We start from the raw sequence: 23,416 nt of genomic DNA, 5'->3' as shown, positions 1-23,416 counted from the left end.
GACGGGTGACGGTGTCGCCGTCGGTCACTCGGCGGATGTCGGCTGCGCCACTGGCCGTTCGGTGCTGACCGCGGGGGTCGATCCGCCCAGACGGGCCAACGGGAGAACCACGGGCGTTGCAGGACAGGAAGGCAGGCAGCGGGACAGCGGCCGGACGGACCGGCCGGGCAGCGTGGGTCAGTCGGTTGTCGCGTCGGCCGGGCGCCGCCGCGCCGCGTCGTCGGCGATGATCACGGTCGCCACCATCAGCGCGACGCAGAGGCTGAACAGCCACGAGTCGTCGGCGACCAGCCGGGCGGACACGGGTGCCTGCAGGGCGGCGAGCAGGAAGCCGAGCCAGGCGAGCCGGCGCTGACGCGACGAGAGGATTCCGGAGCCTTGATGCATTCCGAAATTCTTACGCGAGTCAGTCCGTTTGCCGTCCTCCGATCGGCCGATTCTGGATGAGCTGTCCGTTTTCTCGACCGTCCGGACACGACTTCTTTGCGCGGCGGGCGATCGGGCGCCGACGGCACTAAAGTGCCCCTGCGGCAGGATGGTGTCCCGTGTCCACCGCGCCCGCCCGCCCCCGCGCCGCCCTGCTCCTGCTGGCCTACCTCGCGTTCGTCAGCCTCGGCCTGCCCGACGGCCTGCTCGGTGTCGCCTGGCCCTCGATCCGGGACGACTTCCACGTACCGACCGAGGCCGTCGGTCTGGTGCTCACCGCGGGCACCGTCGGCTACCTGACCTCCAGCGTGCTGGCCGGGTTCACGCTGGCCCGGGTCGGCGTGGGCGCGCTGCTCGCCGCCAGCACCCTGCTGGCCAGCCTGGCCCTGGGCGGCTACGTCCTGAGCCCGGTGCTGGCCGTGCTGGTGGGCTGTGCGCTGCTGGTCGGGCTCGGGTCCGGCGCGGTCGACTCCGGGCTCAACGCGTACGCCGCCGGGGCCTTCGGGCCGCGCCACATGAACTGGTTGCACGCCTTCTTCGGCCTGGGCGTGGCGATCGGTCCGCTGATCATGACGGGGGCACTGAGCGCCGGGCTGTCCTGGCGGTGGGGGTACGGCATCGTGGCCGCCGCCCAGTTCGCCCTCGCCGTCGCGTTCGCGTTCACCGTGCGGGCCTGGCGACGCGGCAGCCCGGCCGCCACCGAGGGCGCCGCCCCGGGAGCCGAGCCCGCCGCGGCCGTCCGGGTGCCGATCCGGGCGACCCTGCGGCTGCCGGCGGTGTGGTCCGGCACGCTCGCCTTCGCGCTGTACGTCGCCATCGAGGTGTCCGCCGGCCTGTGGGCGTTCCTGCTGCTGACCGAGGGTCGGGGCCTGAGCGCGGCGGTGGCCGGCGGCTGCGTCTCCGCGTACTGGGGGAGCCTCTTCGTCGGCCGGGTCGTGCAGGGCGTGGTGGCCGAGCGCCTGGGGGCGGCGCTGGTGTTGCGCGTCAGTCTCGTCGGAATGGCCGTGGGCGCGGGGTTGATCGCCGCCCCCGGGCCGGGCGCGCTGGCGGTGCTCGGCCTGGTCGTGGTGGGGTTCGCCGCCGCGCCGGTGTTTCCCCTGCTCACCCTCACCACCGCCGACCGGGTCGGCGCGGCCCACGCCGACCGGGCCATCGGCCTACAGATCGGTGCCTCCGGCATCGGCGCGGCGCTCGCCCCAGCCGGCCTGGGTGTGGTGATCGGCAACACGTCGGTGCAGGTGCTGGGCTCGGCCCTGGTGGTGCTCGCGCTGGCGTTGATCGCGCTCTACGAGTGGGGCGCCCGTGGCGCGACCGGCAGGGCCGTGCCGGCTCAACCCGGCGGGGAGGGTCAGACGTCCGGACCGGTCCGGCCGGTGGTGGAGGGACGGTAGGGGCGCTCCGGGTCGGTCGCCTCGCGGCTGTTGCCCTGGGCCTGCCCGTCCCGGTCCGCGGCGGCCGGCCCGTGCCCGAACGCGGCTTCCTCGCCGGCGTCGTTGCCGGTCACGTCGTCGGCCTGCCCGTCGAGGCTGGAGCCCGACACCGCCTTCTCCAGCTCCTCCAGCGGAAGCCGTTCCTCGTCCCGCCACACCCTGATGTTGTCGTCGGTCATGTCTTCAGCGGTACCCGGGCGCGATGATCGCAAACGGGCGACAAGGCTCGGACACGGCGATGGCCGCCGGGATTCCGGCGGCCATCGGGTGTCGTGCGGGGATCACGGCTGCGGACGGTCCACCGAACCGCGCCACGCGCCGGTCTCCTGACCGCGCCGCTCGATGTAGGTCTTGAACCGCTCCAGGTCGCCCTTGGCACGCCGGTCGACGATGCCGAGCTTGTCGCCGGCCTGCTCGACCACGCCGTGCGGCTCGAACTCGAGCTGGAGGGTGACCCGCGTCTTGTCCGCGTCGAGCCGGTGGAAGGTCACCACGCCGGCCTGCTGGGTGCCGTCGGTCGAGCGCCAGGCGACCCGCTCGTCGGGAAGCTGTTCGGTGATCTCGGCGTCGAACTCGCGCTTCACCCCGGCGATGTCCACGGTCCAGTGGGTCATCGTGTCGGAGAGCTGCCGGACCTCCGACACGCCCTCCATGAACTGGGGGAACTCCTCGAACTGCGTCCACTGGTCGTACGCGGTGCGTACGGGCACGGAGACGTCCACATGTTCGGTCACGCCACTCATCTGAGAACCTCCTTCAGCCGCCGGTGGTCATCGGGTCGGGGGACGACCCGTCACCAGCGAGTTGTCTCGTTCTTGTTGCCGAGAGCGGCCCACACCTCGGAGACCGTCTGGTAGAGGGTGCCCTCGGGCAGTCGCTCCAACGCCGCCACGATGTCGTCCGGCGCCTCGTTCTCCCGGGCACTGGCGATGAGCACCAGGCGGTCGCCCGGCAGCGCGCTCATCGAGATGAACCGGCCCAGCCGGCTGCGCTGCTCGACGTCCGTGGAACTCATCCCCTGCGGGGTGCCGGTGCGCAGGTCTCCGGCCGGGGCGGTGGTCGTCTCCGGCTGGTCCTCGCCAGCCGGCTCCGGCACCCGCGACTCGTCGACCCGAGAGCCGCCGGTCCCCGGCCCCTGTACGAGGCCGCTGACCTCCTGACTCATCTGTTCGTCGATTCTCGGTCCGTGCTTGCTGTTGCCACGCTCCATGCCTTCTGCGCTACCCGGCACCCCGCCCGGTAAACCGGCACCGGGCCACGAACCGGCCCGCAGGCCCGACATCCGGGCGACAACCGGCGCTCAGTCGTCGGCGGGCTTGCGGGGCGGCAGCACCGGCTCGTCCGGGTCGGGGTCGCCGGCCTGCAACTGCCGCCCGCGCTGCACCTCGGCGTTGATCTGCACCCCCAGCATCAGCGCCGAGTTGGACAGGTAGAGCCAGACCAGGAACGCGATGGCCGCGCCCAGGCTGCCGTAGGTCGTCTTGTACGAGGCGAAGGTCGCCACGTAGAAGCCGAAGCCGAAGGAGACCGCCGTCCAGGAGACCAGGGCCACCGCGCCGCCGGGGGTGAGCCAGCGGAAGCGGGGTTGGCGCACGTTCGGCGCGATCCAGAACAGCAGCGACAGCAGCACCATCATGACCATGGCGAGCACCGGCCACTTCGCCACGCTCCACACCGTTCGGGCCAGGCCACCGGCGTTGATCAGATCACCCACCGCGTCGGTGACCGGGCCGCTGACGATCAGCGCGAGGGCGACCACCGCGAGCAGCACGAGCGTCACCGCGGCCAGGCCGATCTGTATCGGCCGCAACTTCCACACCGGCCGGCCCTCGGTCACCCCGTAGATGGAGTTGGAGGCCCGGGTGAACGCGCCGATGAATCCCGACGCGGACCACAGCGCGCCGAGCAGACCGAAGCTCAGCAGCACCTTGGCGTTGTGTTCCTGGACCACCACCGACCGGAGCACGCCGACCACGCCGCCGTCGTCGTTGGTCAGCACCGACCCGGCGCCCACCTGGTTGGCGAGGTCGACAACCGTGTCCAGGGTCCGCTCGCCGTCGGAGACCAGCCCGACCAGGGCGACCACCACGATGGCGGACGGAAAGAGCGCCAGGACCCCGTAGTAGGTGAGCGCGGCGGCCCAGTCGGAGCAGTTGTCGTTGACGAAGTTCTGCACACTGCGGACCAGCACCCCACGCCAGGTCCGCCAGCTCAACTGCCGCATCCGGCGGGGAACATGCGTGCCGCGCGTGTCGTCGCGCGTCGTACCGGGCTCCGTGGTCGTCATGCCCGCTCCCTGCGCCCCGGCCACCGGTATGACCGGTCGTCCGGTCGGGCCTGGCCACCGATACCCGGATCGGGAAATCGAGAAACTCGGCGGCGTCGCGCTCGCCGCACGTATGGTTTGCCGCCGCGTCGGCGGGGAACGGTCAGGGTGACCCTGTCGGCACGGAGGAGGACGAGATGCCCGGGCGCGAGGACCTGCCCAGCACGCTGCGACGCTCCCCGGAGAAGGCGCAGCGCACCTGGGAGAAGACGCACGACTCGGCGGTGGAGACCTACGGCGAGGGGGAGCGGTCGCACCGCACCGCCTTCGCCGCGGTGAAGCACCAGTTCGAGAAGGTGGGCGACCACTGGGAGCCGAAGGGCCGCAAGGGCCCCAGCGACCAGCAGGCCGCCGGCGGCGGGCCGGAACGGCGAGCCCCCACCGCCGGTGGAGTCGACGCCAACGCCAGCAAGGACCACCTCATGGCGGTGGCCCGCAAACTCGACGTGCCCGGCCGGTCCAGCATGACCAAATCGGACCTGGTCACGGCGATCGAGAAGGCCAACGACCGAGCCACCCGCAAGGCTCGCGGGGACTGACCACCACCGCGGCCGACAACACCGACACGGTACGGGCGGACGCGCCACCCCTGCGTCCGCCCGTACCGTTCACCAGTGCCCGCCGCCGGGCGCCCCGATGTGCACCGCCTTGGTGGCGGTGAACTCGTCCAGCAGCTCCGGACCGTAGCCGAAGCCCTGCCCACTGCCCCGTCGTGGGTGCGCGGCCCCTCCCGGCGCGCCCCCGAACACCGCGTTGACCTTCACGGTGCCCACCGGCAGCTCCCGCCAGGCCCGCTGCGCGTGACTCATCGACGTGGTCAGGACCGTGGCGGCCAGCCCGTACGGGGAGTCCGCGGCACAGCGCAGCGCCTCGTCGAACGAGTCGACGACCACGACCGGGGCGACCGGCCCGAACGTCTCCTCCCGTACCAGCGGCATGTCGTGCCGGCAGTCGGTGACGACGGTGGCCGGATAGAACGCCCCCGGCCCGCCGGGCACCTCGCCGCCCACCCGCACCCGGGCGCCGGCCGCCACCGCCGCCGCGACCTGCCCGTGGACCTGATCCCGGTGCCGCCGGTCGACGAGTGGACCCAGCTCGGTCTCCGGGTCCATGCCCGGCCCGACCCGCAGGGCGGTGGCACGCCGCACCAGCGCGGCCACGAAGTCCTCGGCCACCTCGCGGTGTACGTAGATCCGCTCCACCGCCACACAGAGCTGCCCCGCGTTGGCGAACGCGCCCAGCGCGGCCTGCTCCGCCGCCCACTCCGGGTCCACGCCCGCGTCCACGATCAACGGATCACTGCCCCCGTTCTCCAGCACCACCTTCGCGCCGGTGCGGGCCGCGGCGGCGGCGATCGCCCGCCCGGTCGCCGTGGATCCCACGTGCGCCACCACGTCGACCTCCTGGGCGGCCAGCGCCGCACCGACCTCGGGGCCGCCGGTGAGCAGCGACAACACGCCGGCCGGCAACGCCTCGTCCAGGGCCCGGGCCAGCAGCCAACCCGTCGCGGGAGCCCGCTCGCTCGGTTTGTAGAGCACCACGTTGCCGGTCACCAGGGCGGCACCCAACAGCCCGCAGGAGACCGCCACCGGGTCGTTCCAGGGCGTCAGCACGGCCACCACACCGCGCGGCTGCGGGGTCATGAAGTCCAGCGCGTCCGGTGCGCCGTTCAGCGTCCGCCCGCCGCGCAGCGGAGCCAGCTCTGCGTACTGTCGCAGGGTGCCGATACCCGCCTCGACGCCGCCGCGGGCGTCCGCCAACGGCTTGCCCATCTCGGCGGTGACCGCCGCCGACAGCTCCTCGACGACCTCCGCCACGGCGTCCGCGGCCCGGTGCAGCGCGGCGGCCCGCTCGGCCGGCGCGGTCGCCGCCCACTGGGCGGCCGCGTTGCGGGCCGCCTGCGTCGCCTTGCCGACCTCGTCGGCGGTGGCCACCGGCACCGTGCTGACCGGCGAGTCGTCCGCCGGGTCGCGCACCACCAGTTCACCGCCGTCGCCGCCCGCGCCCCACACCCCACCCACCAACTGCGCAACCGTGTACATGCGGCGCTGCATGCCCCGGCCCCGGCCGGGCAAACGCGTTTCGCCCGGTTGCGCGCCGGGTAGGCGGATCGGATGACAACCACCGCCGCGCAGAGCGTGGACGCCGTCGTCGTCGGGGCCGGTCACAACGGTCTGGTGGCGGCCAACCTGCTGGCGGACGCCGGCTGGGAGGTGGTGGTCCTGGAGGCGACAGCGGTGCCCGGCGGCGCGATCCGCTCCGCCGAGGTGACCGCGCCCGGCTACCTGAGCGACCTCTACAGCTCCTTCTACCCCCTGGGGTACGCCTCACCGGTGCTGCGCGGCCTCGACCTGGGTCGGCACGGCCTGTCCTGGCGGCATGCGCCGGACGTACTGGCGCACCTGCTGCCGGACGGTCGGGCCGCGGTGATCAACCGGGACCCGGACGTCACGGCCGCCTCCCTTGAGCAGTTCGCCCCCGGCGACGGCAAGCGCTGGCTCAACGCCTACACCGACTGGTGCGAGGTGGCCGAGCCGATGCTGACGGCGATCACCACGCCGTTCCCACCGGTACGCGGCGGGCTGGGCCTGCTGCGTCAGCTGCGCGTCGCCGGTGCGCTGCGACTGGCGCGACGCCTGGTGGTGCCGGTCCGCAAGCTCGGCGACGAACTCTTCGACGGCGCCGGGGGGCCGGCCCTGCTGGCCGGCTGCGCCCTGCACACCGACCTCGCGCCGGAGGAGGCCGGCTCCGGGGTGTACGGCTGGCTGCTGGCCATGCTCGGCCAACAGATCGGCTGGCCGGTGCCCGAGGGCGGCGCGCAGCAGATCACCAACGCGCTGGTGGCCCGGTTCCAGGAGCGCGGGGGGACGATCCTCTACGGCGCCCGCGTCGACCGGGTGCTCACCGCCCGCGGCCGGGCGATGGGGGTACGCACCGAGGGCGGCACGCTGTGGCGCGCCCGCCGGGCCGTGCTCGCCGACGTGCCCGCCCCCGCGTTGTTCCTCGACCTGGTCGGCGCGGCGGCCCTGCCGTCGCGGCTGGTGGAGGACCTGGCGCACTTCCGGTGGGACGGGTCGACGCTGAAGGTGGACTGGGCTCTCTCCGCGCCGGTGCCCTGGACCAACCGGGAGCTGGCCGGCGCCGGCACCGTGCACCTCGGCGCGGACCTCGACGGGTTGACCCACTACGCGGGGGAGTTGGCCCGTGGCGAGCTGCCCCGTGACCCGTTCCTGCTGGTCGGGCAGATGTCGGTGGCCGAACCCAGCCACTCCCCGCCGGGCACCGAGTCGCTCTGGGCGTACACGCACCTGCCGTTCCGGCGGGACTGGCGGGCCGAGGACGTCGCCGGGCACGTGCAGCGCATGGAGGACGTACTGGAAGCGGCGGCGCCGGGTTTCCGGCAGCTCGTCGTCGGCCGGCACGTGGCCGGGCCGGCCGACCTGGAACGGGACAACCCGAGCCTGGTCGGAGGTGCGCTCGGCGGGGGCACCGCCGCCGCGTACCAGCAGCTGTTCCTACGCCCGATCCCCGGCCTGGGCCGGGCGGACACCCCGGTGGACCGGCTCTTCCTGGCCAGCGCGTCGGCGCACCCCGGCGGCGGTGTCCACGGGGCACCGGGCGCGAACGCGGCCCGCGCGGCGCTGGCCCGAGACCGCGCCCTCACCGGCCGCGCCTACGCCGCCGCCATCGCCGCAGCCCACCGCGCCATCTACCCCAACTAACACCACCCCCTGCCCCCCACCCCCTGCCCCCACCCCCACTCCGCCGTCCGCCCCGTTGATCAAGAGGTTTGCGTCAGATCCGAGGGCGTCGGTGACGCAAACCTCTTGATCAACCGAGGTGGGGTGGGTGGGGTGGGGTGGGGTGGGGGTTGGGGGTTAGCGGGTGATGTTGCGGTGTTTGTTGCGGAGGCGGAAGGGCATCAGGGCGCTCTCCACCTTGGTCGCCGTGGTCATCTTGGAGATGCCGTCGCGCCGCTCCTCGAAGCGGATCGGCACCTCCAGGATGGTGTGGCCCAACTTGGTGGCGAGGTAGTGCATCTCCACCTGGAAGCTGTAGCCGTTGGACTGCACCCGGCCCAGATCGATGTCACGCAACGCGTCCGCGCGCCAGATCTTGAAACCGGCGGTCAGGTCCCGGATGCGCACCCGCAACAGGGTGTGCACGTAGAGGTTCGCCCAGCCGCTGAGGGCCCGACGGTAGAGCGGCCAGTTCTCGTCCAGCTCCCCACCGGGCACGTAGCGGGAACCGATCACCACGCTCGCCTGGGTGGACAGCAGCGCGCCCAGCATCCCCGGCAGCGCCTCCGGCGGGTGCGACAGGTCCGCGTCCATCTGCGCCACGTACTCGGCGCCGCCCTCGACCGCCCGGGTCATCCCGTCGACGTACGCCCGGCCGAGGCCCTCCTTGCCGGCCCGGTGCACGACCTCCACCCGGTCCGGATGCTCGATGGCCAGCTTGTCGGCCACGTCGCCGGTGCCGTCGGGGGAGTTGTCGTCGGCGACGAGGATGCGCAGGCCGGGCAGCGGCAGGGCGAGGACCCGCTCCACAAGCGTGGGCAGGTTGCCCGCCTCGTTGTAGGTGGGCACGACAACGGTCAGGCGTGCGTCCCGCCACGGCGACGGCAGCTGCACAGGCTCGATCATGTGGACATCCTCGGTTTGCGGAGAGGGGCTCCCGGAAAGGGTATCCAGTTGTCACATTCGGGTTGAAGAGGCACCCCTTCCGGGCGTTGCGGACGGCGGTGCCACGGCGGGTGCGGGCATCGATCCCGCTGGTCGTGGCTGGTGCGTGCCGGTGGCCGCGACGAGCGAGTCAGCGCCTGCGACGGCGTCGATGCCGCCGCGGGGCGGTCACCGTCGGCGACGGGTCACGGCGGTGAGGCCGAGCGCCACCGCGGCGAGCGCGACACCGGACACCACCGGTTTGTGGGTGCCGACCCACAGCGCCGCCGACCGGTTGCGGGCCCGCTCGCGGAACACGCCCGCCGTGCCCCGATCCGTCTCCTCGTCGCCGGGGTGGTCCAGATTGTCCCGCCAGGTGTGTGGATCGATCTCGTCGCCGGTCTGCTGGCTGTCGTAGCCGTCGCGGGCCAGCTTCCGGTCGAGCAGACCGGGAAAGAGGATGTCGGCCAGCCGGGCCTGCCACGTCGGGCCGCCCACGTTCAGCTCCCGGGTGCCACGGTCGGCGGCCCACACGATCGCCCTGGCGGCCAGCTCCGGGGTGAAGATCGGCGGCACCGGCTGCGGATGCCGCGGCAGCCGGGTGCGTACCCAGGAGAACTGCGGGGTGTTGACGGCGGGTAGCTGCACCATCGTCAGCTTCACCCCCGGGCAGTCGTGCAGCAGTTCGGCGCGCAGCGAGTCGTTGAATCCCTGGATGGCGTGCTTGCTCGCGCAGTACGCCGACTGCAACGGGATCCCCCGGTAGGCCAACGCGGAGCCCACCTGCACGATCGTGCCCCGCGCGTGCGCCCGCATGTGCCGCAGCGCCGCCAGGGTGCCGTGCACCGTGCCCAGGTAGTTCACCTCGGTGACCCGGCGGAACTCCCGCGCCGGGATCTCCCAGGCCGGCGCGAACACCGACACCATGGCGTTGTTGATCCACACGTCGATGCCGCCCCAGCGGTGCACCACGTCGTCAGCGGCCTGCTGCACCGCGCCCGCGTCGGCCACGTCCACCCGGTAGGCGCGGACGTCGGTGGCGCCGCGCTGTCGGCACTCCCGTTCGGCGGCGGCCAGGCCCGCCTCTCCCCGCGCCAGCAGCGCCAGTCGGGCGCCCCGGGCCGCGTACGCGTGGGCCACGGCCCGACCGACGCCGGCGCTTGCTCCGGTCACCACCACCGTCGGTGTCATCGCGGCCCCTTCTGTCGGGTGGCGATGTCGGCGAGCCGGTCCAGCGTCTCCCGGTTGCGCAGGTGCAGCACCAGGTCGTTGACCTTGTTGCGGACCCAGTGCAGCGGTCCGGCGGCGAAGTCCTCCCCGAGGCGGACCCGGGTGGCGCCCCCGTCGACGGGTTGCAGCGTGAAGGCGACTATCGCCTCGCCGGCCGGCCAGAGGCCCGCCTTCAGCACGAGCCGGTGCGGGGGCTCGCAGACCAGCACCGTCGACGCGTCCTGCAAGGAGAACGGCCACGGCCCGGCCCGGTGGTGCAGCTGGCTGCCCACCCGGGGCCAGGCGTCGTCCACGGCCCGCACGTGTGCCGTGCCCACCACCCAGTCGCTGTACGTCCACCCGTCGGCGAGCACGTCGAACACCTGCTGCGGGGGAGCTTCGATCACTTTCTCCACAATCGCCACTGGGCTCCCATACCCCCGGTGGGGCGAGGGCTAACGACCGGCGGGTTAGCTTCTCCCGGACGGCGGGTAAGGCCGACCTGGGACACCGCTGGCGGCGCTGCCCACCCCCTGACCGACGACGTTTACTCCTTCGGGCGCAGGGAACCCGCCGCCTGTGCGACAGGACCAGGAGGATCCGTATCAGCGCAGGTCAGCCCCGGTTTACGCCGCTGCTGACCGCGCCGGTTCCGCCGGGTCCGGGCGCACTCCCGGCGGGAGCGCTCGACCCGTCCTCTACGACGCGGTGTTGCTGGACCGCGACGGCACCCTGATCGAGGACGTGCCGTACAACGGCGACCCGGAGAAGGTGCGGCCGGTGCCGGGGGCGCGGGCGGCGCTGGACCGGTTGCGGGCGGCCGGGCTGCGCCTGGCGGTCGTGACGAACCAGTCGGGCCTGGCCCGGGGATATTTCAGCGCGGAGCAGATGCGGGCCGTGCACGCCCGGGTCGAGGAGCTGCTGGGCCGGTTCGACGCGTGGCTGGTGTGTCCGCACGACGACGCCGACGGCTGTGACTGTCGCAAGCCGGCGCCCGGCCTGGTGTACGCCGCCGCCCGGGAGCTGGGCACGACCGCGTCGCGGTGCGTGCTGGTGGGCGACATCGGCCGGGACGTCGCCGCCGCGTTGGCCGCGGGGGCGGCGGGAGTGCTGGTACCCACCCCGGTGACGCGACCGGAGGAGATCGCCGCGGCCGGCTGGGTGGCCACCGATCTCCCGGCGGCGGTGGACGAGATCCTGCGCCGCCAACAGGCGGTGCGTCCCGCGGCCTCGTCGGGCGACCAGGTGCGGACGGCGTTGGTGGTCCGCTCGGATTCGGCGGGGGACGTGCTGGTCACCGGGCCGGCGATCCGCGCCGTCGCGGCCGGAGCGCAGCGGGTGGTGCTGCTGTGTGGGCCACGCGGCCGGGCCGCCGCCGATCTGCTGCCCGGCGTCGACGAGATCATCGAGCACCCGCTGCCGTGGATCGACCCGATGCCGGGGCCGGTCGACCCGGAGGCGGTGCGGAGCCTGACCGCGCGCCTCGGCGCGGTCGGTGCGGACCAGGCCGTGGTGTTCACCTCGTTCCACCAGTCGGCGCTGCCGCTGGCGTTGCTGCTGCGGATGGCGGGGGTCGGCCGGATCGCGGCGATCAGCGACGACTACCCGGGTTCGCTGCTGGACGTCCGGCACCGGGTGCCGGTGGGCGTTCCCGAACCCGAACGTGCCCTCTCCCTCGCCGCCGCCGCCGGCCACCGGTTGCCCGACAACGACGAGCCCGTGCTCCGGCTGCGCCGCGACGCCGTGCCGCCGCGCCCGGCCGCTCTCGGCGACCCGGGGTACGTGGTGCTGCACCCCGGGTCGGCCGCGTCGACCCGGGCCTGCCCGCCGGAGGTGGCGACCCGGATCGCCGGGGCGCTCACCGCCGCCGGGCACCGGGTGCTGGTCACCGGCGGCCCGGACGAGCGCGCGGTCACCGCCCGGGTGGCGGCGGCCGGCGGCACCGACCTGGGTGGTCGAACCGACCTGGCCGGACTGGCGGGGATCATGGCGGACGCCAGCGCGGTCGTGGTCGGCAACACGGGTCCCGCACACCTGGCCGCCGCGGCCGGCGTGCCCGTGGTGAGCCTCTTCGCGCCGACCGTCCCGTTCGGCCAGTGGGGGCCCTACCGGGTGCCCACCGTCCGGCTCGGTGACGCCGCCGCACCCTGTCGGGACACCCGCGCGACCAACTGCCCGGTCCCCGGGCACCCCTGCCTGAGCGGCATCGACCCGGACGAGGTGGTCGACGCGCTGCGCACGCTCACCGTCAGCGGTGGTGGTGGCCCGCGATGAACATCCTGCTCTGGCACGTGCACGGATCCTGGACCACGTCGTTCGTGCACGGCAGCCACCGCTACCTGATCCCCACCACACCCGACCGCGGCCCCTACGGCCTCGGCCGGGCCCGCACCTACCCCTGGCCGGACAGCGCGGTCGAGGTCTTCCCGGAGGACCTGCCGGGCGCCGACGTCGACCTGGTCATCCTGCAACGTCCCGAGGAGATCGACCGGGCCGAGGCGTGGCTGCGTCGCCGCCCGGGTCGCGACATCCCGGCCGTCTACGTCGAACACAACACACCGAAGGGCGACGTGCCGAACACCCGGCACCCGATGGCCGACCGCGACGACCTGCTCATCGCCCACGTCACCGGGTTCAACCAGATCTTCTGGGACACCGGGGCCACCCGCACCACGGTGGTCGACCACGGCATCGTCGCACCCGCCGTCTCCTACACCGGCGAACTCGACCGGCTCGCCGTGGTGATCAACGAGCCGGTTCGGCGGGGTCGGGTCACCGGCACCGACCTGCTGCCCCGGTTCGCCGAGATCGCGCCGCTGGACGTGTTCGGGATGGGCGTCGCCGGTCTGGCCGACCACCTCGGGCTGCCCGCCGACCGGCTCGTCAGCCACGACGACGTGCCCCAGGACCGGATGCACGCCGAGCTGGCCCGGCGGCGCGCGTACCTGCACCTGTGCCGGTGGACCTCGCTCGGGCTCAGCCTCATCGAGGCGATGGCGATCGGCATGCCGGTCGTCGCGCTCGCCACCACCGAGGCGGTGACGGCGGTGCCCCCGGAGGCGGGCGCCCTCGCCACCCGGACCGACGTCCTGCTCGACGCCGCCCGCCGGTTCATCGCCGAACCGGCGACCGCGCGCCAGGCCGGCGCGGCGGCGCGTGCCGCCGCGCGGGACAGGTACGGCCTCGACCGTTTCCTCGCTGACTGGGACCGGCTGCTGGAGGAGGAAGTATGCGGATCGCGATGATCTCGGAGCACGCCAGCCCGCTCGCCGTCCTCGGAGGGGAGGACGCCGGCGGCCAGAACACGCACGTCGCGGAGCTGTCCGCCGCGCTCGCCGCCGCCGGGCACGAGGTGCGGGTCTACACCCGCCGGGACGCGCCCGACCTGCCGGTGACCGTACGCAGCCCGGACGGGTACGACGTGGTGCACGTGCCGGCCGGCCCGGCCGAGCCGGTGGCCAAGGACGCGTTGCTGCCGCACATGCGCGACTTCAGTAGTTGGCTGATCGAACGCTGGCGGGGCGGGGACTGGGTGCCCGAGGTGATCCACGCGCACTTCTGGATGAGTGGTCTGGCGGCGCTGACCGCAGGCCGGCAGACCGGGGTGCCGGTGGTGCAGACGTACCACGCGCTGGGCACCGTGAAGCGCCGCTACCAGGGCGTGCAGGACACCAGCCCGGCCCGACGGGTCTCCTACGAGCGCGAGTTGGGCAGCTCGGTGGACCGGATCGTCGCGCAGTGCCGCGACGAGGTCGGCGAACTGGTCCGGATGGGCGTGCCCCGCTCCCGGATGACAGTGGTGCCCTCGGGAGTCAACCTCGCCACGTTCGCCCCGCTCGGGCCGGCCGCCGACCGGGAGCCGGGACGGGCCCGGATCCTCACCGTGGGCCGGCTCGTCGAACGCAAGGGCTTCCAGACCGTGATCCGCGCGATGGCCCTGGTCGGTGACGCCGAGTGCGTGGTGGTCGGCGGCCCGCCCGAGGGGCTGCTGGAGACCGACCCGTACGCCCGGCGGCTGCGGGCCCTGGCCGAGACCTGCGGGGTGGCCGACCGGGTGCACCTGGTCGGCGCGGTACCCCGCGAGGAGATGGGCCGCTGGTACCGCTCGGCGGACCTGCTGGTCGCCGCACCCTGGTACGAGCCGTTCGGGTTGACCCCGCTGGAGGCGATGGCCTGTGGGGTGCCGGTCGTCGGCACCGCCGTCGGCGGCATCCGGGACACCGTGGTCGACGGGACGACGGGCGACCTCGTGCCGGCCCGGGACCCGCAGGCGCTGGCCGGCGCGATCCAGGGCCTGCTCGACGACCGGATCAGGCGCTTCGCGTACGCCACGGCGGCCCGCGAGCGGGCCCGCACGCGGTACTCGTGGGCGGTCACCGCCGAGCGGCTGGTCGAGGTCTACAGCGAGGTTTCCGCCGTCCGTCGACCGGCCCGGGTGGTGGCCTGATGCCGGCCGGCAGCCTGCTCGACACCCACCTGACGAACCTCGCCGCGGCGCTGGTGCCGTACCGGCGCTGTGAGTCGCAGCTGGCCCGCTGGGGCGCGGACCTGGCCCACCGGCTGGCCGCCGGGGGACGCCTGCTGGTGGCCGGTAACGGTGGCAGCGCCGCCGAGGCCCAGCACCTCACGGCCGAGCTGGTCGGCAAGCTGCACGACGACCGCCAGCCGCTGTCGGCGATCGCGCTGCACGCCGAGACGAGCGCGCTCACCGCCATCGCCAACGACTACGGCTACACCGACGTGTACGCCCGTCAGGTGCGCGCGCACGGCCGCCGCGGCGACGTCCTGCTGCTGCTCAGCACCAGCGGCAGCAGCCCCAATCTGGTCAGCGCCGCCCAGGCCGCCCGCGACGCCGGCCTGACCACGTGGGCCCTCACCGGCGCCACCCCGAATCCCCTCGCCGACGCGTGCGACGAGGTGCTGGCCGTCGCGTCGCCGGACACCCAGGTCGTGCAGGAGTTGCACCTCGTGACCAGTCATCTGCTCTGCGAGTACCTCGAACAGGAGTTGGCCGCGACCACCGACCCGGCGCTCGGCCACGACGTGCCGGCGCCGGTGCGGGCCGGGGTCGAAGTGGTGCTCGACGGTGAATCCGGACAGCAGGTCGACGCGTGAGGGATGGGGAGGTAGGCGTGAGGGGACCGGTGGTGGTGCTCGGCGACACCCTGCTCGACCGGGACGTGGAGGGGGTGGTGAACCGGCTCTGCCCGGACTCCCCGGTGCCGGTCCTGGACGAGACCGCCGCCAGCGACCGACCCGGTGGCGCCGGTCTGGCGGCGGTGTTCGCCGCCGCGCAGGGTGCCGAGGTGGTGCTGGTGACCGCGCTCGCCGACGACGCCGGCGGCGCCCGACTGAGCGCGCTGCTCGCCGCCGCCGGCGTGCAGGTGTACCCGCTGGCCCTGTCCGGTGCGACGCCGGAGAAGATCCGGCTGCGGGCTCGGGGTCGGGTGCTGCTGCGCCACGACCGGGGCGGGGCGTCCGGGGAGCCGGGGCAGCCCTCCGACGAGGTGCTTCGGGTGATCGCCGGAGCGTCGGCGGTGCTGGTCAGCGACTACGGCCGGGGGGTGGCCCGGCAGCCGGCGCTGCGTGCCGCGTTGTCCGCCACCCGCGCGCCGGTGGTGTGGGACCCGCACCCGCGCGGTCCGGCGGCTGTCCCCGGCGTCCATCTGGCCACCCCGAACGAGTCGGAGGTGCGCGAGCTGGTCCCCGCGCTGCCCGGCGCCTCCCGGCTGGCCACCGCGTCGCGGGGCGCGCAGGGCCTGCGGCGACGCTGGCGGGCCGGTGCGGTCGCGGTGACGCTGGGTGGGGACGGCGCGCTGCTCTGCCATGCCGGGTCGACACCGTTGGTGGTGCCGACCCCGGGCAGCGCCGAGGGGGACACGTGCGGGGCGGGCGACCGGTTCGCGGCCGCCGCCAGCCTCGCGTTGGCCCAGGGCGCGCTGGTCTCCGAGGCGGTGCAGGCGGCGGTCGCGGAGGCGTCCGCGTACGTGGCCGGTGGGGGAGTGGCGGCGGCCCTGCCACCGCCGGTGCGTCCCACGCCGACGAGCGTCGCCGGTCCGGGCGGCGACCGGGTGGGCGTCGCGGCGGTCGCCACGCTGCTCGGTGAGGTACGCGCCGCGGGCGGCACGGTGGTGGCCACCGGCGGTTGCTTCGACCTGCTGCACGCCGGGCACGTGGCCACCCTGCAGGCGGCCCGGCAACTCGGTGACTGCCTGATCGTGTGCGTGAACTCGGACGACAGCGTGGCCGGGTTGAAGGGACCGGACCGGCCGGTGATGTCCGAGGGTGACCGCAGTCGGCTGCTGGCCGCGCTGAGCTGCGTCGACGCGGTCCTCATCTTCGACGAGCCGACCCCGGACGCGGCGCTGTCCTGGGTCCGACCGGACATCTGGGTCAAGGGTGGCGACTACGCCACCGGCGGCGGCGACGCCGCCGCCACCCTGCCGGAGGCGGAGGTTTTGCGCCGATGGGGTGGGAACACGGTGGTGGTGCCCTACCTCGACGGCCGCTCCACCACCGACCTGATCGTTCGCTCCGGCGGGGAGCGCACCCGATGACCGCCACGCGGCCCGGCGCCGGACCGACAGTCCTGGTCACCGGCGGCGCGAGCGGGCTCGGCGCGGCGGTGGTCGCCGCGGTGGCCGCCTCCGGTGGCCGGCCCATCGTGCTGGACCGGCAACCGCCGGCCGACGGGGTGTCCTGGACGGAGTGCGACCTGGCCGACACCCGGGCTGCCGAGGTGGCCACCCAACACCTCGCCGAGCAGGCCGGCGGCCTGGACGCGGTGGTCACGGCCGCCGGCACGGACGTGCCCGGTCGGCTCGCCGACGTGCCGGGGGAGACCTGGGACCGGATCATCGCCGTGGACCTGCTCGCCACCGCGGCGGTGATCCGGGCCGCCCTGCCGTTCCTGCTGACGTCGCGGGGCCGCATCGTCACGGTCGCCTCCACGCTGGGCGTCAAGGCGGTCAGCGACGCCACCGCGTACTGCGCGGCGAAGTTCGGAGTGGTGGGGTTCACCCGCGCCCTCGCCGCCGAGCTGGCCGGTCAGGTCGGCGTCACGCTGCTCATTCCGGGCGGGATGCGCACGTCGTTCTTCGACGAGCGCGACCCGCAGTACAAGCCGGGGCCGGACGCGATCCTCAACGACCCCGCCGACACGGCCGCGGCGATCATGTTCGCGCTCAACCAGCCGCCCGGCTGCGCCGTGCGGGAGCTCGTGGTCTGCGCCGAGCAGGAGACCTCGTACCCGTGATCCTCGTGCTGCGCGCGCTGGGCGTCGGCGACCTGCTCACCGCGGTGCCCGCGCTGCGGGCGCTGCGGGCCGCGTACCCCGGTCCGGAGTTGGCGCTCGCCGCGCCCGCCTGGCTGTCCCCGCTCGTCGACCTGGTCGGCGGCGTCGACCGGCTGGTGGACACCACCGGGCTGGGGCGGCCCCTGCGGACCGGCGCGGCGGTGTCGGTCGCGGTGAACCTGCACGGCCGGGGTCCGGGGTCGCACCGGTTGCTGGCGGCCACCCGGCCGGATCGGCTGCTGGCCTTCGCCAACGCCGAGGCCGGCTGCGGCGACGGCCCGCCGTGGTCCGTCGACGAGCACGAGGTGGACAGGTGGTGCCGGCTGCTGTCCTGGTACGACATTCCGGCCGACGGCACCGACCTCGGTCTGCGTCGGCCCGGGGCGACCGGGTTGCCCACCGGTGTCACGGTGCTGCATCCCGGCAGCAAGGTCCCCGCCAAACGGTGGCCCGCCGAGCGGTTCGCCGCGCTGGCCCGGGCGCTCACCGACCAGGGGCACCGGGTCCTGCTCACCGGCTCGGCCGACGAGCGGGCGCTGGTCGCACAGGTGGCCGACGCGGCCGGCCTGTCGTCCGACGCCGTGCTGGCCGGGCGGACCGACCTCGGCGCGCTCGCCGCGTTGGTGGCCAACGCCCGGGTGGTGGTCAGCGGGGACACCGGGGTGGCCCACCTGGCCACCGGGTTCGGCACCCCGTCGGTCGTCCTCTTCGGGCCGGTGCCGCCGGCGCACTGGGGGCCGCCGGTGGACCGACCCCGGCACCGGGTGCTCTGGGCCGGCGCGAGAGATTGGCCGAGGTGGGACGGGGTAGGAAGCCACCCGACGATGGCGGCCCTGCGCCTCGACGAGGTGCTGGCCGCCGTGGCTGAGGTGGCGAAGGTGGTGCGGGTCTCCGGTGCGGTTGCGGCGTAGCGACCCGGGGCGACCGGGGTACGGGCGGCGTCGGCGCGGTCGGGGCTGGCTCTTCGTGGACCCGACCGGTGATCCGGTCCGGGATCCGGAGGTGCTGGCCCGGCTGCGGGAGCTGGTCATCCCCCCGGCCTGGCAGAGCGTCTGGATCGCGCCGCACGCGAACGGCCACATCCAGGCGATCGGGATCGACGCGGCCGGGCGCAAGCAGTACGTCTACCACCCGCAGTGGCGGGAGCAGCAGGACGAGGCGAAGTTCGACCGGATGCTGGAGGTGGCCCGGCGCCTGCCGGTGTTGCGGGAGCGGGTGGGCCGTGACCTGGACGGCCGTGGGCTGGGCCGGGACCGGGTGCTGGCCACTGTCGCCCGACTGTTGGACATGGGCATGTTCCGGGTCGGCAGCGACCAGTACGCGGCCGGCGACGACCCGACGTACGGGGTGTCCACGCTGCGCCCCGAGCACGCCCGGACCCGGCGCGGCTGCGTGGTCCTGGTGTTTCCCGCGAAGGGTGGCATCGAGCAGGTACGCCGGATCGAGGACCCGGAGCTGTGTCAGGTGTTGGCCAATCTGCGCCGCCGCCGGCGACGGGCGGATCGGTTGTTCGGCTACTGGGACGGCCGGGAGTGGCGCGACGTGCGCAGCGACGAGGTCAACGGCTACCTGCGGGACGCCAGCGGCGGGGAGATGACCGCCAAGGACTTCCGCACCTGGCACGCCACCGTGCTCGCCGCCACCGAGTTGGCCACCGCCGGCCCGGCCCGCTCGGTGACGGCCCGGCGCAGGGCGGTGGTCGCCGTGATGCGGGAGGTGGCCGAGCTGCTGGGCAACACCGCGACGGTGGCTCGCGCGTCGTATGTGGACCCGCGGGTGGTCGACCTGTACCACGACGGGGTGGTGGCGTCGGTGGACCCGCGGGCACCCCGTGCGGAGGCCGAGCGGGTGGTCCTGGAGTTGCTGGAGAAAGCCTGACCGGCCCCGTCGGCGATTCTGGGGGATGCGCACGACGGGGCCGGAGCCTCGGCATCACCGGGTGCCACCGGGCGGCCGCCCGCCGCTCGCGCGGCGGGCGCCTCGCCACGGCCCCCGTTGGCGGCCCACCTGGCGATGGCCGGCCGCCCTGGTGTCAGTCTGCCGGCAGCGAGTTGACCATGGATGCCTGGCGGTTGAGAATCCGCGCCAAATCCGAGCCACCGTCGCGGTGTTCCTGCGGGGTGGTGCCGTACGCGGCGCGGAACGCCCGGCTGAAGTGGGCCTTGTCGGGAAACCCCCACCGCGCCGCGACGGCCTGCACGGGCAGGCCGCGCAGGGCCGGGTCGGTCAGGTCGCGCCGACAGCGGGCCAGCCGCAGATCCCGGATGTACGACGCCACCGTGGCGTCCTCGGCCTCGAACAACCGGTGCAGGGACCGCACCGAGATGTGGTGGGCGTCGGCGACGACCTGTGGGCCGAGCGTCGCGTCGCCGAGGTGGCGGTGGATGTACGACTGCACCTGGGTGAGCAGCGCCCGACGGCGGACCTCGGTGGGCACGGCGTCCTCGGTGACGAGGTGCCGGCCGAGCATCGTGGTGGCCAGGTCGAGCCCCACCGCGCCGAGCCGGCTGGCGTCGGCCGCGTGGTACTGCTCGGGGTGCCCGGTCACCTGGAGCAGGAACTGCGCCAGCAGCGCCCCGATGCCCTCACTGCCGGACATCCGGCCGCCGTAGAGGGCGGCCATCCGCTGCGGTGGCAGCGGCAGCGCGGCGTGCGGGATCAGCGTGATGATCGAAGTGGCCTGGTCCTGCTCCGGCTCGGTGGCGTGGTGACAGACGTCGTGCGGCCGCGACCCGTCGTAGAAGGTGAACTCGCCGGCCAGGATCTCGCTGCGGCGCCCGTCCTGGCTGGACGCGCCGACGCCCCCGGTGGTGAGGGCGAGGATGTACAGCTCCGGGTCGGACCGCTGGACCAGCTTCCGGGTCCGGGTGGCGTCCAGGGACGGGTACTCGTACTGCACCAGCTCGATCGGGCCGAGCGCGGTGAAGTCGGCGCGAGCGGCGAAGTCGCCGCTGTGCGCGGACCGGATGCGCAGCGGTGCCGAGGTGCGCGCCACCAGGTCCAGCCACATGCCGAACCGTTCGCCCGGTGGCAGGACGGTGGTGTCGATGGTGTCTCTCGGTAGCATCGCAATCCCTCAGCCCGCTCGACGCTGGATCAGCGCCTCGACGCCGTCGAGGATCCGGTCCAGGCCGAAGGTGAACTCGTCGTCGGGATCGTCGTCCTGGTTGAGCACGCCGGCGGCCAGCACGCGGTGCAGGGCCGGGAAGCGGGCCGGGTCGATGAGCCGGGCCACCAGTCGGCCGTACGCCGGCATCATCTCGCTCGGTTCGACGCCTGTGGCCCGGCTGCCCTCGGCGACCTGCGAGGTGAGGGTGGCCTCGTTGCGGACGTACCCGGTGAGCAACAGGAGCACCGACATCTTCTCGCTCTCGGCGAGCGTGGAGCCGTCCAGGCAGCGCAGCCCGTCCTCCATCCAGCCGAGCTGCTGGGGGGTGATCGGCGGGCCGGTGATGGGCACGTGCAGCAGCCAGGACCGTTGCCGCAGGGCGTCGTGTTCGGCCCAGGCCCAGCGGGTCAGCCCGGCGCGCCAGTCGGTGCCCGGTGGGGGTGGGCCGGGCGACGGGCCGTACCCGACGTCCACCATGAGCATCAGCAGCTCGTCCTTCGAGCCGACGTAGCGGTAGAGGGCCATGGTGGCGGCGCCCAGTTCCTTGGCCACCCGGCTCATCGAGACGGCGGCCAGCCCGTCGGCGTCGGCCACCCGGACGGCGGCGTCCACGATGGCGGGCACGCTCATGCCCGGCCGCGGGCCCTTGGGTGGGCGGTCCCGCAGCCCCCACGCGTTCTCGATAGCCGGTGGGAGCACCGGCTCGTTGTCGTCTGTCGTCGCCGCCACATTTTCCTCCTTGCCCGGCCATCCTAGTTCTGCGTATGGTCTACGCATAACAGCGTACGTCATACGCAGAGAGGAAATTGATCATGACGACGACGACGACCACACCTGCACCACGGGCGGGCCGACGCGAGTGGATCGGGCTCACGGTGTTGATGTTGCCGCTGCTGCTGGTCTCGATGGACGTGTCGGTGCTCTACTTCGCCGTCCCGTTCATCAGCGCGGAGTTGCGTCCGACCGCCACCCAGCAGCTCTGGATCTTCGACATCTACGGCTTCGTGCTGGCCGGGCTGCTCATCACCATGGGCGCCCTCGGTGACCGGATCGGCCGACGCCGGCTCCTGCTCATCGGGGCCACCGCGTTCGGAGCGGCGTCGCTGCTGGCCGCGTACGCCGACAGCACCGCGACGCTGATCGCCGCGCGCGCCGTGCTCGGCGTCGGTGGGGCCACCCTGATGCCCTCGACGCTCGCCCTGGTGCGCAACATGTTCCCCGACGCCAAGCAGCGCGGCACCGCCATCGGCATCTGGACCGCCACCCTCACCGGCGGCATCGCGATCGGCCCGGTGCTCAGCGGCATCCTGCTGGAGCACTTCTGGTGGGGCTCGATCTTCCTGATCAACATCCCGGCGATGCTGCTGCTGCTCCTGCTCGCCCCGCCGTTGGTGCCCGAGTTCCGCAACCCCGCGACCGGGCGGTTCGACCTGGTCAGCGCGGCCCTGTCGCTCGGTGCCCTGCTGCCGGTGATCTACGGCATCAAGGAGATGGCCCGCGAAGGCGTCAGCCCGGTTCGGGTGCTCGCCATCGTCGGCGGCCTGCTGGTGGGCGCGCTGTTCCTGCACCGGCAGCGGACCCGGGCGTACCCGATGGTCGATCTCGCGTTGTTCCGCCGTCGCGGCTTCGCCGGATCGCTCGCGGTCAACCTGCTGGCGATGTTCGCCATCGTCGGCTTCGCCATCTTCACCACCCAGCACCTCCAACTGGTGCTCGGCCTGAGCCCGCTGCGGGCGGCACTGTGGAGCCTGGTGCCGTCCCTCGCCGTGGGTGGGGTCGCGCCGGCCGCCGCCGCGCTCGCCCAGCGCGTCGAGCGCGCCTACCTGATCGGCGCGGGGTTCGCGATCGCCGTGCTCGGCTTCGTGGTGCTGACCCGGGTCACACCGGACTCGGCGCTGTGGGTGCTGCTGGTCGGCGCGAGCATCTACGCGGGCGGCCTGGTGATGGTCATGTCACTCGTCACCGAGGTGGTCCTCGGCGCGGCACCGCCCGAGCAGGCGGGTGTCGCGTCGGCGCTCACCGAGTCCAGCAGCGAACTGGGCGGCGCGCTGGGCATGGCGATCCTCGGCAGCGTGGGAGCGGCGGTCTACCACCGCGAGATCGTCGGCGGCCTGCCGGCCGGACTGCCCGCCGAGGCCGGCGTCGCGGCCGAGGAGACCCTGGCCGGTGCGCTCGCGGTCGCCCAGGGACTGCCGGCGGACCTGGCCGACGCGGTGCGGCACGCCGCCGGAGTCGCGTTCACCGACGGGATGCACCTGGCCGCGATCGCCGCGATGGTGGCGATGCTGCTGGGCGCGGCGGCCGCGCTGACCACGCTGCGCGGCGTCCGACCGGCCGACCCCACGGCGCTCGCCGCCGAGCCGGCCGGTCCCGCCGATGTCTCGTTGTCGTCGGTCAGTCGGTGAGCACGTGCGCGAGCCGGTCGCGGAAACGCCGCTCGGAGTCGCTGACCGACTCGCCGCCGATGCCCAGCAGCCCACCGCTGGACGCGGCACCCACCACCTGCTCGGCGATCTTCACGAGCCAGTGCTTGTACGCGCCGGCCTCACCCTCGTCGACGCGGCCGGCCAGCAGAGCGGCGGCCTGGCCGGCCCGCACCAGCACGTCGTCGATGTACGCCCCCGGGTCGGCGGGCGCGATGGCCGGCAATTCCTCACCGGTGTCCGGGTCACCGACCCGGGTGACGATCTCGCCGGCCACGGCGGCGACCAGCGGGCTGGCCGACTCCCGGCCGGCGGCGATGGTCTCCAGTCCGGCCGCGTTCTCCGCCATGGTCCGGCGGGTGCCGTCGGACTCGGCGGCGCTCGCCGCGGTCAGCACCGACTGGGGAAGGCCGACCAGCAGCCCCCACTCGCCGTCGGAGAAACCGAACCCGGTGTACGCCGGCTGCTCGATCACGGCCACGCCCCTTCCGCCCTGCTCTACTTGATCAATCGGTGCTCTGTCTGGTGGATCCAC

24 protein-coding genes are annotated in these 23,416 nt (G+C 73.9%); 12 read left to right on the top strand and 12 right to left on the bottom strand.

Annotated features, from left to right (window positions below; all coding sequences use genetic code 11):
- Nucleotides 1–177 precede the first annotated feature (177 nt).
- On the bottom strand, nucleotides 178–387 hold the full coding sequence (locus AB0C01_RS01185; protein ID WP_357245468.1) for a hypothetical protein: 210 nt from the start codon (nucleotides 385–387) through the stop codon (nucleotides 178–180).
- A gap of 158 nt (nucleotides 388–545) precedes the next feature.
- On the opposite strand from AB0C01_RS01185, the gene AB0C01_RS01180 reads away from it, so the two are divergent.
- Entirely contained in the window at nucleotides 546–1,817 is a 1,272-nt protein-coding gene (locus AB0C01_RS01180) for an MFS transporter (protein WP_357569906.1), read from the top strand.
- Here AB0C01_RS01180 and AB0C01_RS01175 read toward each other — a convergent pair.
- The 4 genes from AB0C01_RS01175 to AB0C01_RS01160 form a co-directional block, all read right to left on the bottom strand.
- On the bottom strand, nucleotides 1,775–2,035 hold the full coding sequence (locus tag AB0C01_RS01175) for a hypothetical protein (RefSeq protein ID WP_357245463.1): 261 nt from the start codon (nucleotides 2,033–2,035) through the stop codon (nucleotides 1,775–1,777). The genes AB0C01_RS01180 and AB0C01_RS01175 overlap by 43 nt on opposite strands.
- A gap of 102 nt (nucleotides 2,036–2,137) precedes the next feature.
- Nucleotides 2,138–2,599: an SRPBCC family protein gene (locus AB0C01_RS01170; RefSeq protein WP_357245460.1), complete on the bottom strand. Its 462-nt coding sequence runs from the start codon at nucleotides 2,597–2,599 to the stop codon at nucleotides 2,138–2,140.
- A 50-nt stretch (nucleotides 2,600–2,649) separates the two neighbouring features.
- Complete coding sequence (locus AB0C01_RS01165) at nucleotides 2,650–3,066, bottom strand: DUF2795 domain-containing protein (RefSeq protein WP_110564927.1); 417 nt, start codon at nucleotides 3,064–3,066, stop codon at nucleotides 2,650–2,652.
- 90 nt (nucleotides 3,067–3,156) lie between these two features.
- Entirely contained in the window at nucleotides 3,157–4,143 is a 987-nt protein-coding gene (locus AB0C01_RS01160) for a YihY/virulence factor BrkB family protein (RefSeq protein WP_357245457.1), read from the bottom strand.
- A gap of 176 nt (nucleotides 4,144–4,319) precedes the next feature.
- Here AB0C01_RS01160 and AB0C01_RS01155 point away from each other — a divergent pair, with 176 nt between their 5' ends.
- Nucleotides 4,320–4,721, top strand: a complete 402-nt coding sequence (locus AB0C01_RS01155) for a ChaB family protein (RefSeq protein ID WP_357375174.1) — start codon at nucleotides 4,320–4,322, stop codon at nucleotides 4,719–4,721.
- Between the two features lie 69 nt (nucleotides 4,722–4,790).
- Here the strand turns inward: AB0C01_RS01155 and AB0C01_RS01150 are convergent, their stop codons facing one another.
- Nucleotides 4,791–6,224, bottom strand: coding sequence for an aldehyde dehydrogenase family protein (locus tag AB0C01_RS01150; protein ID WP_357245451.1), 1,434 nt, complete (start codon nucleotides 6,222–6,224; stop codon nucleotides 4,791–4,793).
- 72 nt (nucleotides 6,225–6,296) lie between these two features.
- On the opposite strand from AB0C01_RS01150, the gene AB0C01_RS01145 reads away from it, so the two are divergent.
- Nucleotides 6,297–7,904, top strand: coding sequence for an NAD(P)/FAD-dependent oxidoreductase (locus tag AB0C01_RS01145; protein WP_357569905.1), 1,608 nt, complete (start codon nucleotides 6,297–6,299; stop codon nucleotides 7,902–7,904).
- A 156-nt stretch (nucleotides 7,905–8,060) separates the two neighbouring features.
- Here the strand turns inward: AB0C01_RS01145 and AB0C01_RS01140 are convergent, their stop codons facing one another.
- The 3 genes from AB0C01_RS01140 to AB0C01_RS01130 all read right to left on the bottom strand — a co-directional run bounded on the left by AB0C01_RS01140 (nucleotide 8,061) and on the right by AB0C01_RS01130 (nucleotide 10,462).
- Entirely contained in the window at nucleotides 8,061–8,828 is a 768-nt protein-coding gene (locus AB0C01_RS01140; RefSeq protein ID WP_357245445.1) for a polyprenol monophosphomannose synthase, read from the bottom strand.
- Between the two features lie 207 nt (nucleotides 8,829–9,035).
- On the bottom strand, nucleotides 9,036–10,037 hold the full coding sequence (locus AB0C01_RS01135; RefSeq protein ID WP_357245442.1) for an SDR family oxidoreductase: 1,002 nt from the start codon (nucleotides 10,035–10,037) through the stop codon (nucleotides 9,036–9,038).
- The gene (locus AB0C01_RS01130) at nucleotides 10,034–10,462 is read right to left on the bottom strand and encodes an SRPBCC family protein (protein ID WP_357245440.1); all 429 of its coding nucleotides are present in this window, start codon (nucleotides 10,460–10,462) and stop codon (nucleotides 10,034–10,036) included. The genes AB0C01_RS01135 and AB0C01_RS01130 overlap by 4 nt, the downstream gene beginning before the upstream one ends.
- Before the next feature lie 301 nt (nucleotides 10,463–10,763).
- On the opposite strand from AB0C01_RS01130, the gene AB0C01_RS01125 reads away from it, so the two are divergent.
- From AB0C01_RS01125 to AB0C01_RS01090, 8 genes are read left to right on the top strand one after another with little or no spacing between them, the layout of a single operon-like run.
- Nucleotides 10,764–12,329, top strand: coding sequence for an HAD-IIIA family hydrolase (locus AB0C01_RS01125; protein WP_357569904.1), 1,566 nt, complete (start codon nucleotides 10,764–10,766; stop codon nucleotides 12,327–12,329).
- Entirely contained in the window at nucleotides 12,326–13,300 is a 975-nt protein-coding gene (locus AB0C01_RS01120) for a glycosyltransferase (protein WP_357569903.1), read from the top strand. Before AB0C01_RS01125 ends, AB0C01_RS01120 begins: the two co-directional genes overlap by 4 nt.
- The gene (locus AB0C01_RS01115) at nucleotides 13,285–14,502 is read left to right on the top strand and encodes a glycosyltransferase (RefSeq protein WP_357245434.1); all 1,218 of its coding nucleotides are present in this window, start codon (nucleotides 13,285–13,287) and stop codon (nucleotides 14,500–14,502) included. The genes AB0C01_RS01120 and AB0C01_RS01115 overlap by 16 nt, the downstream gene beginning before the upstream one ends.
- On the top strand, nucleotides 14,499–15,170 hold the full coding sequence (locus AB0C01_RS01110) for an SIS domain-containing protein (protein ID WP_357246162.1): 672 nt from the start codon (nucleotides 14,499–14,501) through the stop codon (nucleotides 15,168–15,170). Before AB0C01_RS01115 ends, AB0C01_RS01110 begins: the two co-directional genes overlap by 4 nt.
- Nucleotides 15,171–15,187: 17 nt before the next feature.
- Nucleotides 15,188–16,612: a PfkB family carbohydrate kinase gene (locus AB0C01_RS01105; RefSeq protein WP_357245432.1), complete on the top strand. Its 1,425-nt coding sequence runs from the start codon at nucleotides 15,188–15,190 to the stop codon at nucleotides 16,610–16,612.
- Nucleotides 16,609–17,310 carry an SDR family oxidoreductase gene (locus tag AB0C01_RS01100; protein WP_357245430.1) on the top strand — a complete coding sequence of 234 codons (702 nt, stop codon included), beginning with the start codon at nucleotides 16,609–16,611 and terminating at the stop codon, nucleotides 17,308–17,310. Before AB0C01_RS01105 ends, AB0C01_RS01100 begins: the two co-directional genes overlap by 4 nt.
- Nucleotides 17,307–18,260, top strand: a complete 954-nt coding sequence (locus AB0C01_RS01095; RefSeq protein WP_357569902.1) for a glycosyltransferase family 9 protein — start codon at nucleotides 17,307–17,309, stop codon at nucleotides 18,258–18,260. Before AB0C01_RS01100 ends, AB0C01_RS01095 begins: the two co-directional genes overlap by 4 nt.
- The gene (locus tag AB0C01_RS01090; RefSeq protein WP_357569901.1) at nucleotides 18,244–19,227 is read left to right on the top strand and encodes a DNA topoisomerase IB; all 984 of its coding nucleotides are present in this window, start codon (nucleotides 18,244–18,246) and stop codon (nucleotides 19,225–19,227) included. The genes AB0C01_RS01095 and AB0C01_RS01090 overlap by 17 nt, the downstream gene beginning before the upstream one ends.
- Nucleotides 19,228–19,381: 154 nt before the next feature.
- On the opposite strand, the gene AB0C01_RS01085 is transcribed toward AB0C01_RS01090, so the two are convergent.
- On the bottom strand, nucleotides 19,382–20,416 hold the full coding sequence (locus AB0C01_RS01085) for a helix-turn-helix domain-containing protein (protein ID WP_357569900.1): 1,035 nt from the start codon (nucleotides 20,414–20,416) through the stop codon (nucleotides 19,382–19,384).
- A gap of 9 nt (nucleotides 20,417–20,425) precedes the next feature.
- Nucleotides 20,426–21,187 carry a TetR/AcrR family transcriptional regulator gene (locus AB0C01_RS01080; RefSeq protein WP_357245423.1) on the bottom strand — a complete coding sequence of 254 codons (762 nt, stop codon included), beginning with the start codon at nucleotides 21,185–21,187 and terminating at the stop codon, nucleotides 20,426–20,428.
- Between the two features lie 83 nt (nucleotides 21,188–21,270).
- Here AB0C01_RS01080 and AB0C01_RS01075 point away from each other — a divergent pair, with 83 nt between their 5' ends.
- Nucleotides 21,271–22,863 (top strand): MFS transporter, encoded by a 1,593-nt coding sequence (locus tag AB0C01_RS01075; RefSeq protein WP_357569899.1) that lies wholly within the window; start codon nucleotides 21,271–21,273, stop codon nucleotides 22,861–22,863.
- Here AB0C01_RS01075 and AB0C01_RS01070 read toward each other — a convergent pair.
- The gene (locus AB0C01_RS01070) at nucleotides 22,853–23,356 is read right to left on the bottom strand and encodes a hypothetical protein (protein WP_357245419.1); all 504 of its coding nucleotides are present in this window, start codon (nucleotides 23,354–23,356) and stop codon (nucleotides 22,853–22,855) included. The two genes, AB0C01_RS01075 and AB0C01_RS01070, sit on opposite strands and share 11 nt — an antisense overlap.
- Between the last annotated feature and the right edge of the window lie 60 nt (nucleotides 23,357–23,416).

Origin of the sequence: Micromonospora sp. NPDC048905 (assembly GCF_040649655.1) — a bacterium.
Classification (GTDB): domain Bacteria; phylum Actinomycetota; class Actinomycetes; order Mycobacteriales; family Micromonosporaceae; genus Micromonospora.
Note: the sequence above shows the minus strand (reverse complement) of the source record. Positions and strands in the feature narration are given on the sequence as shown.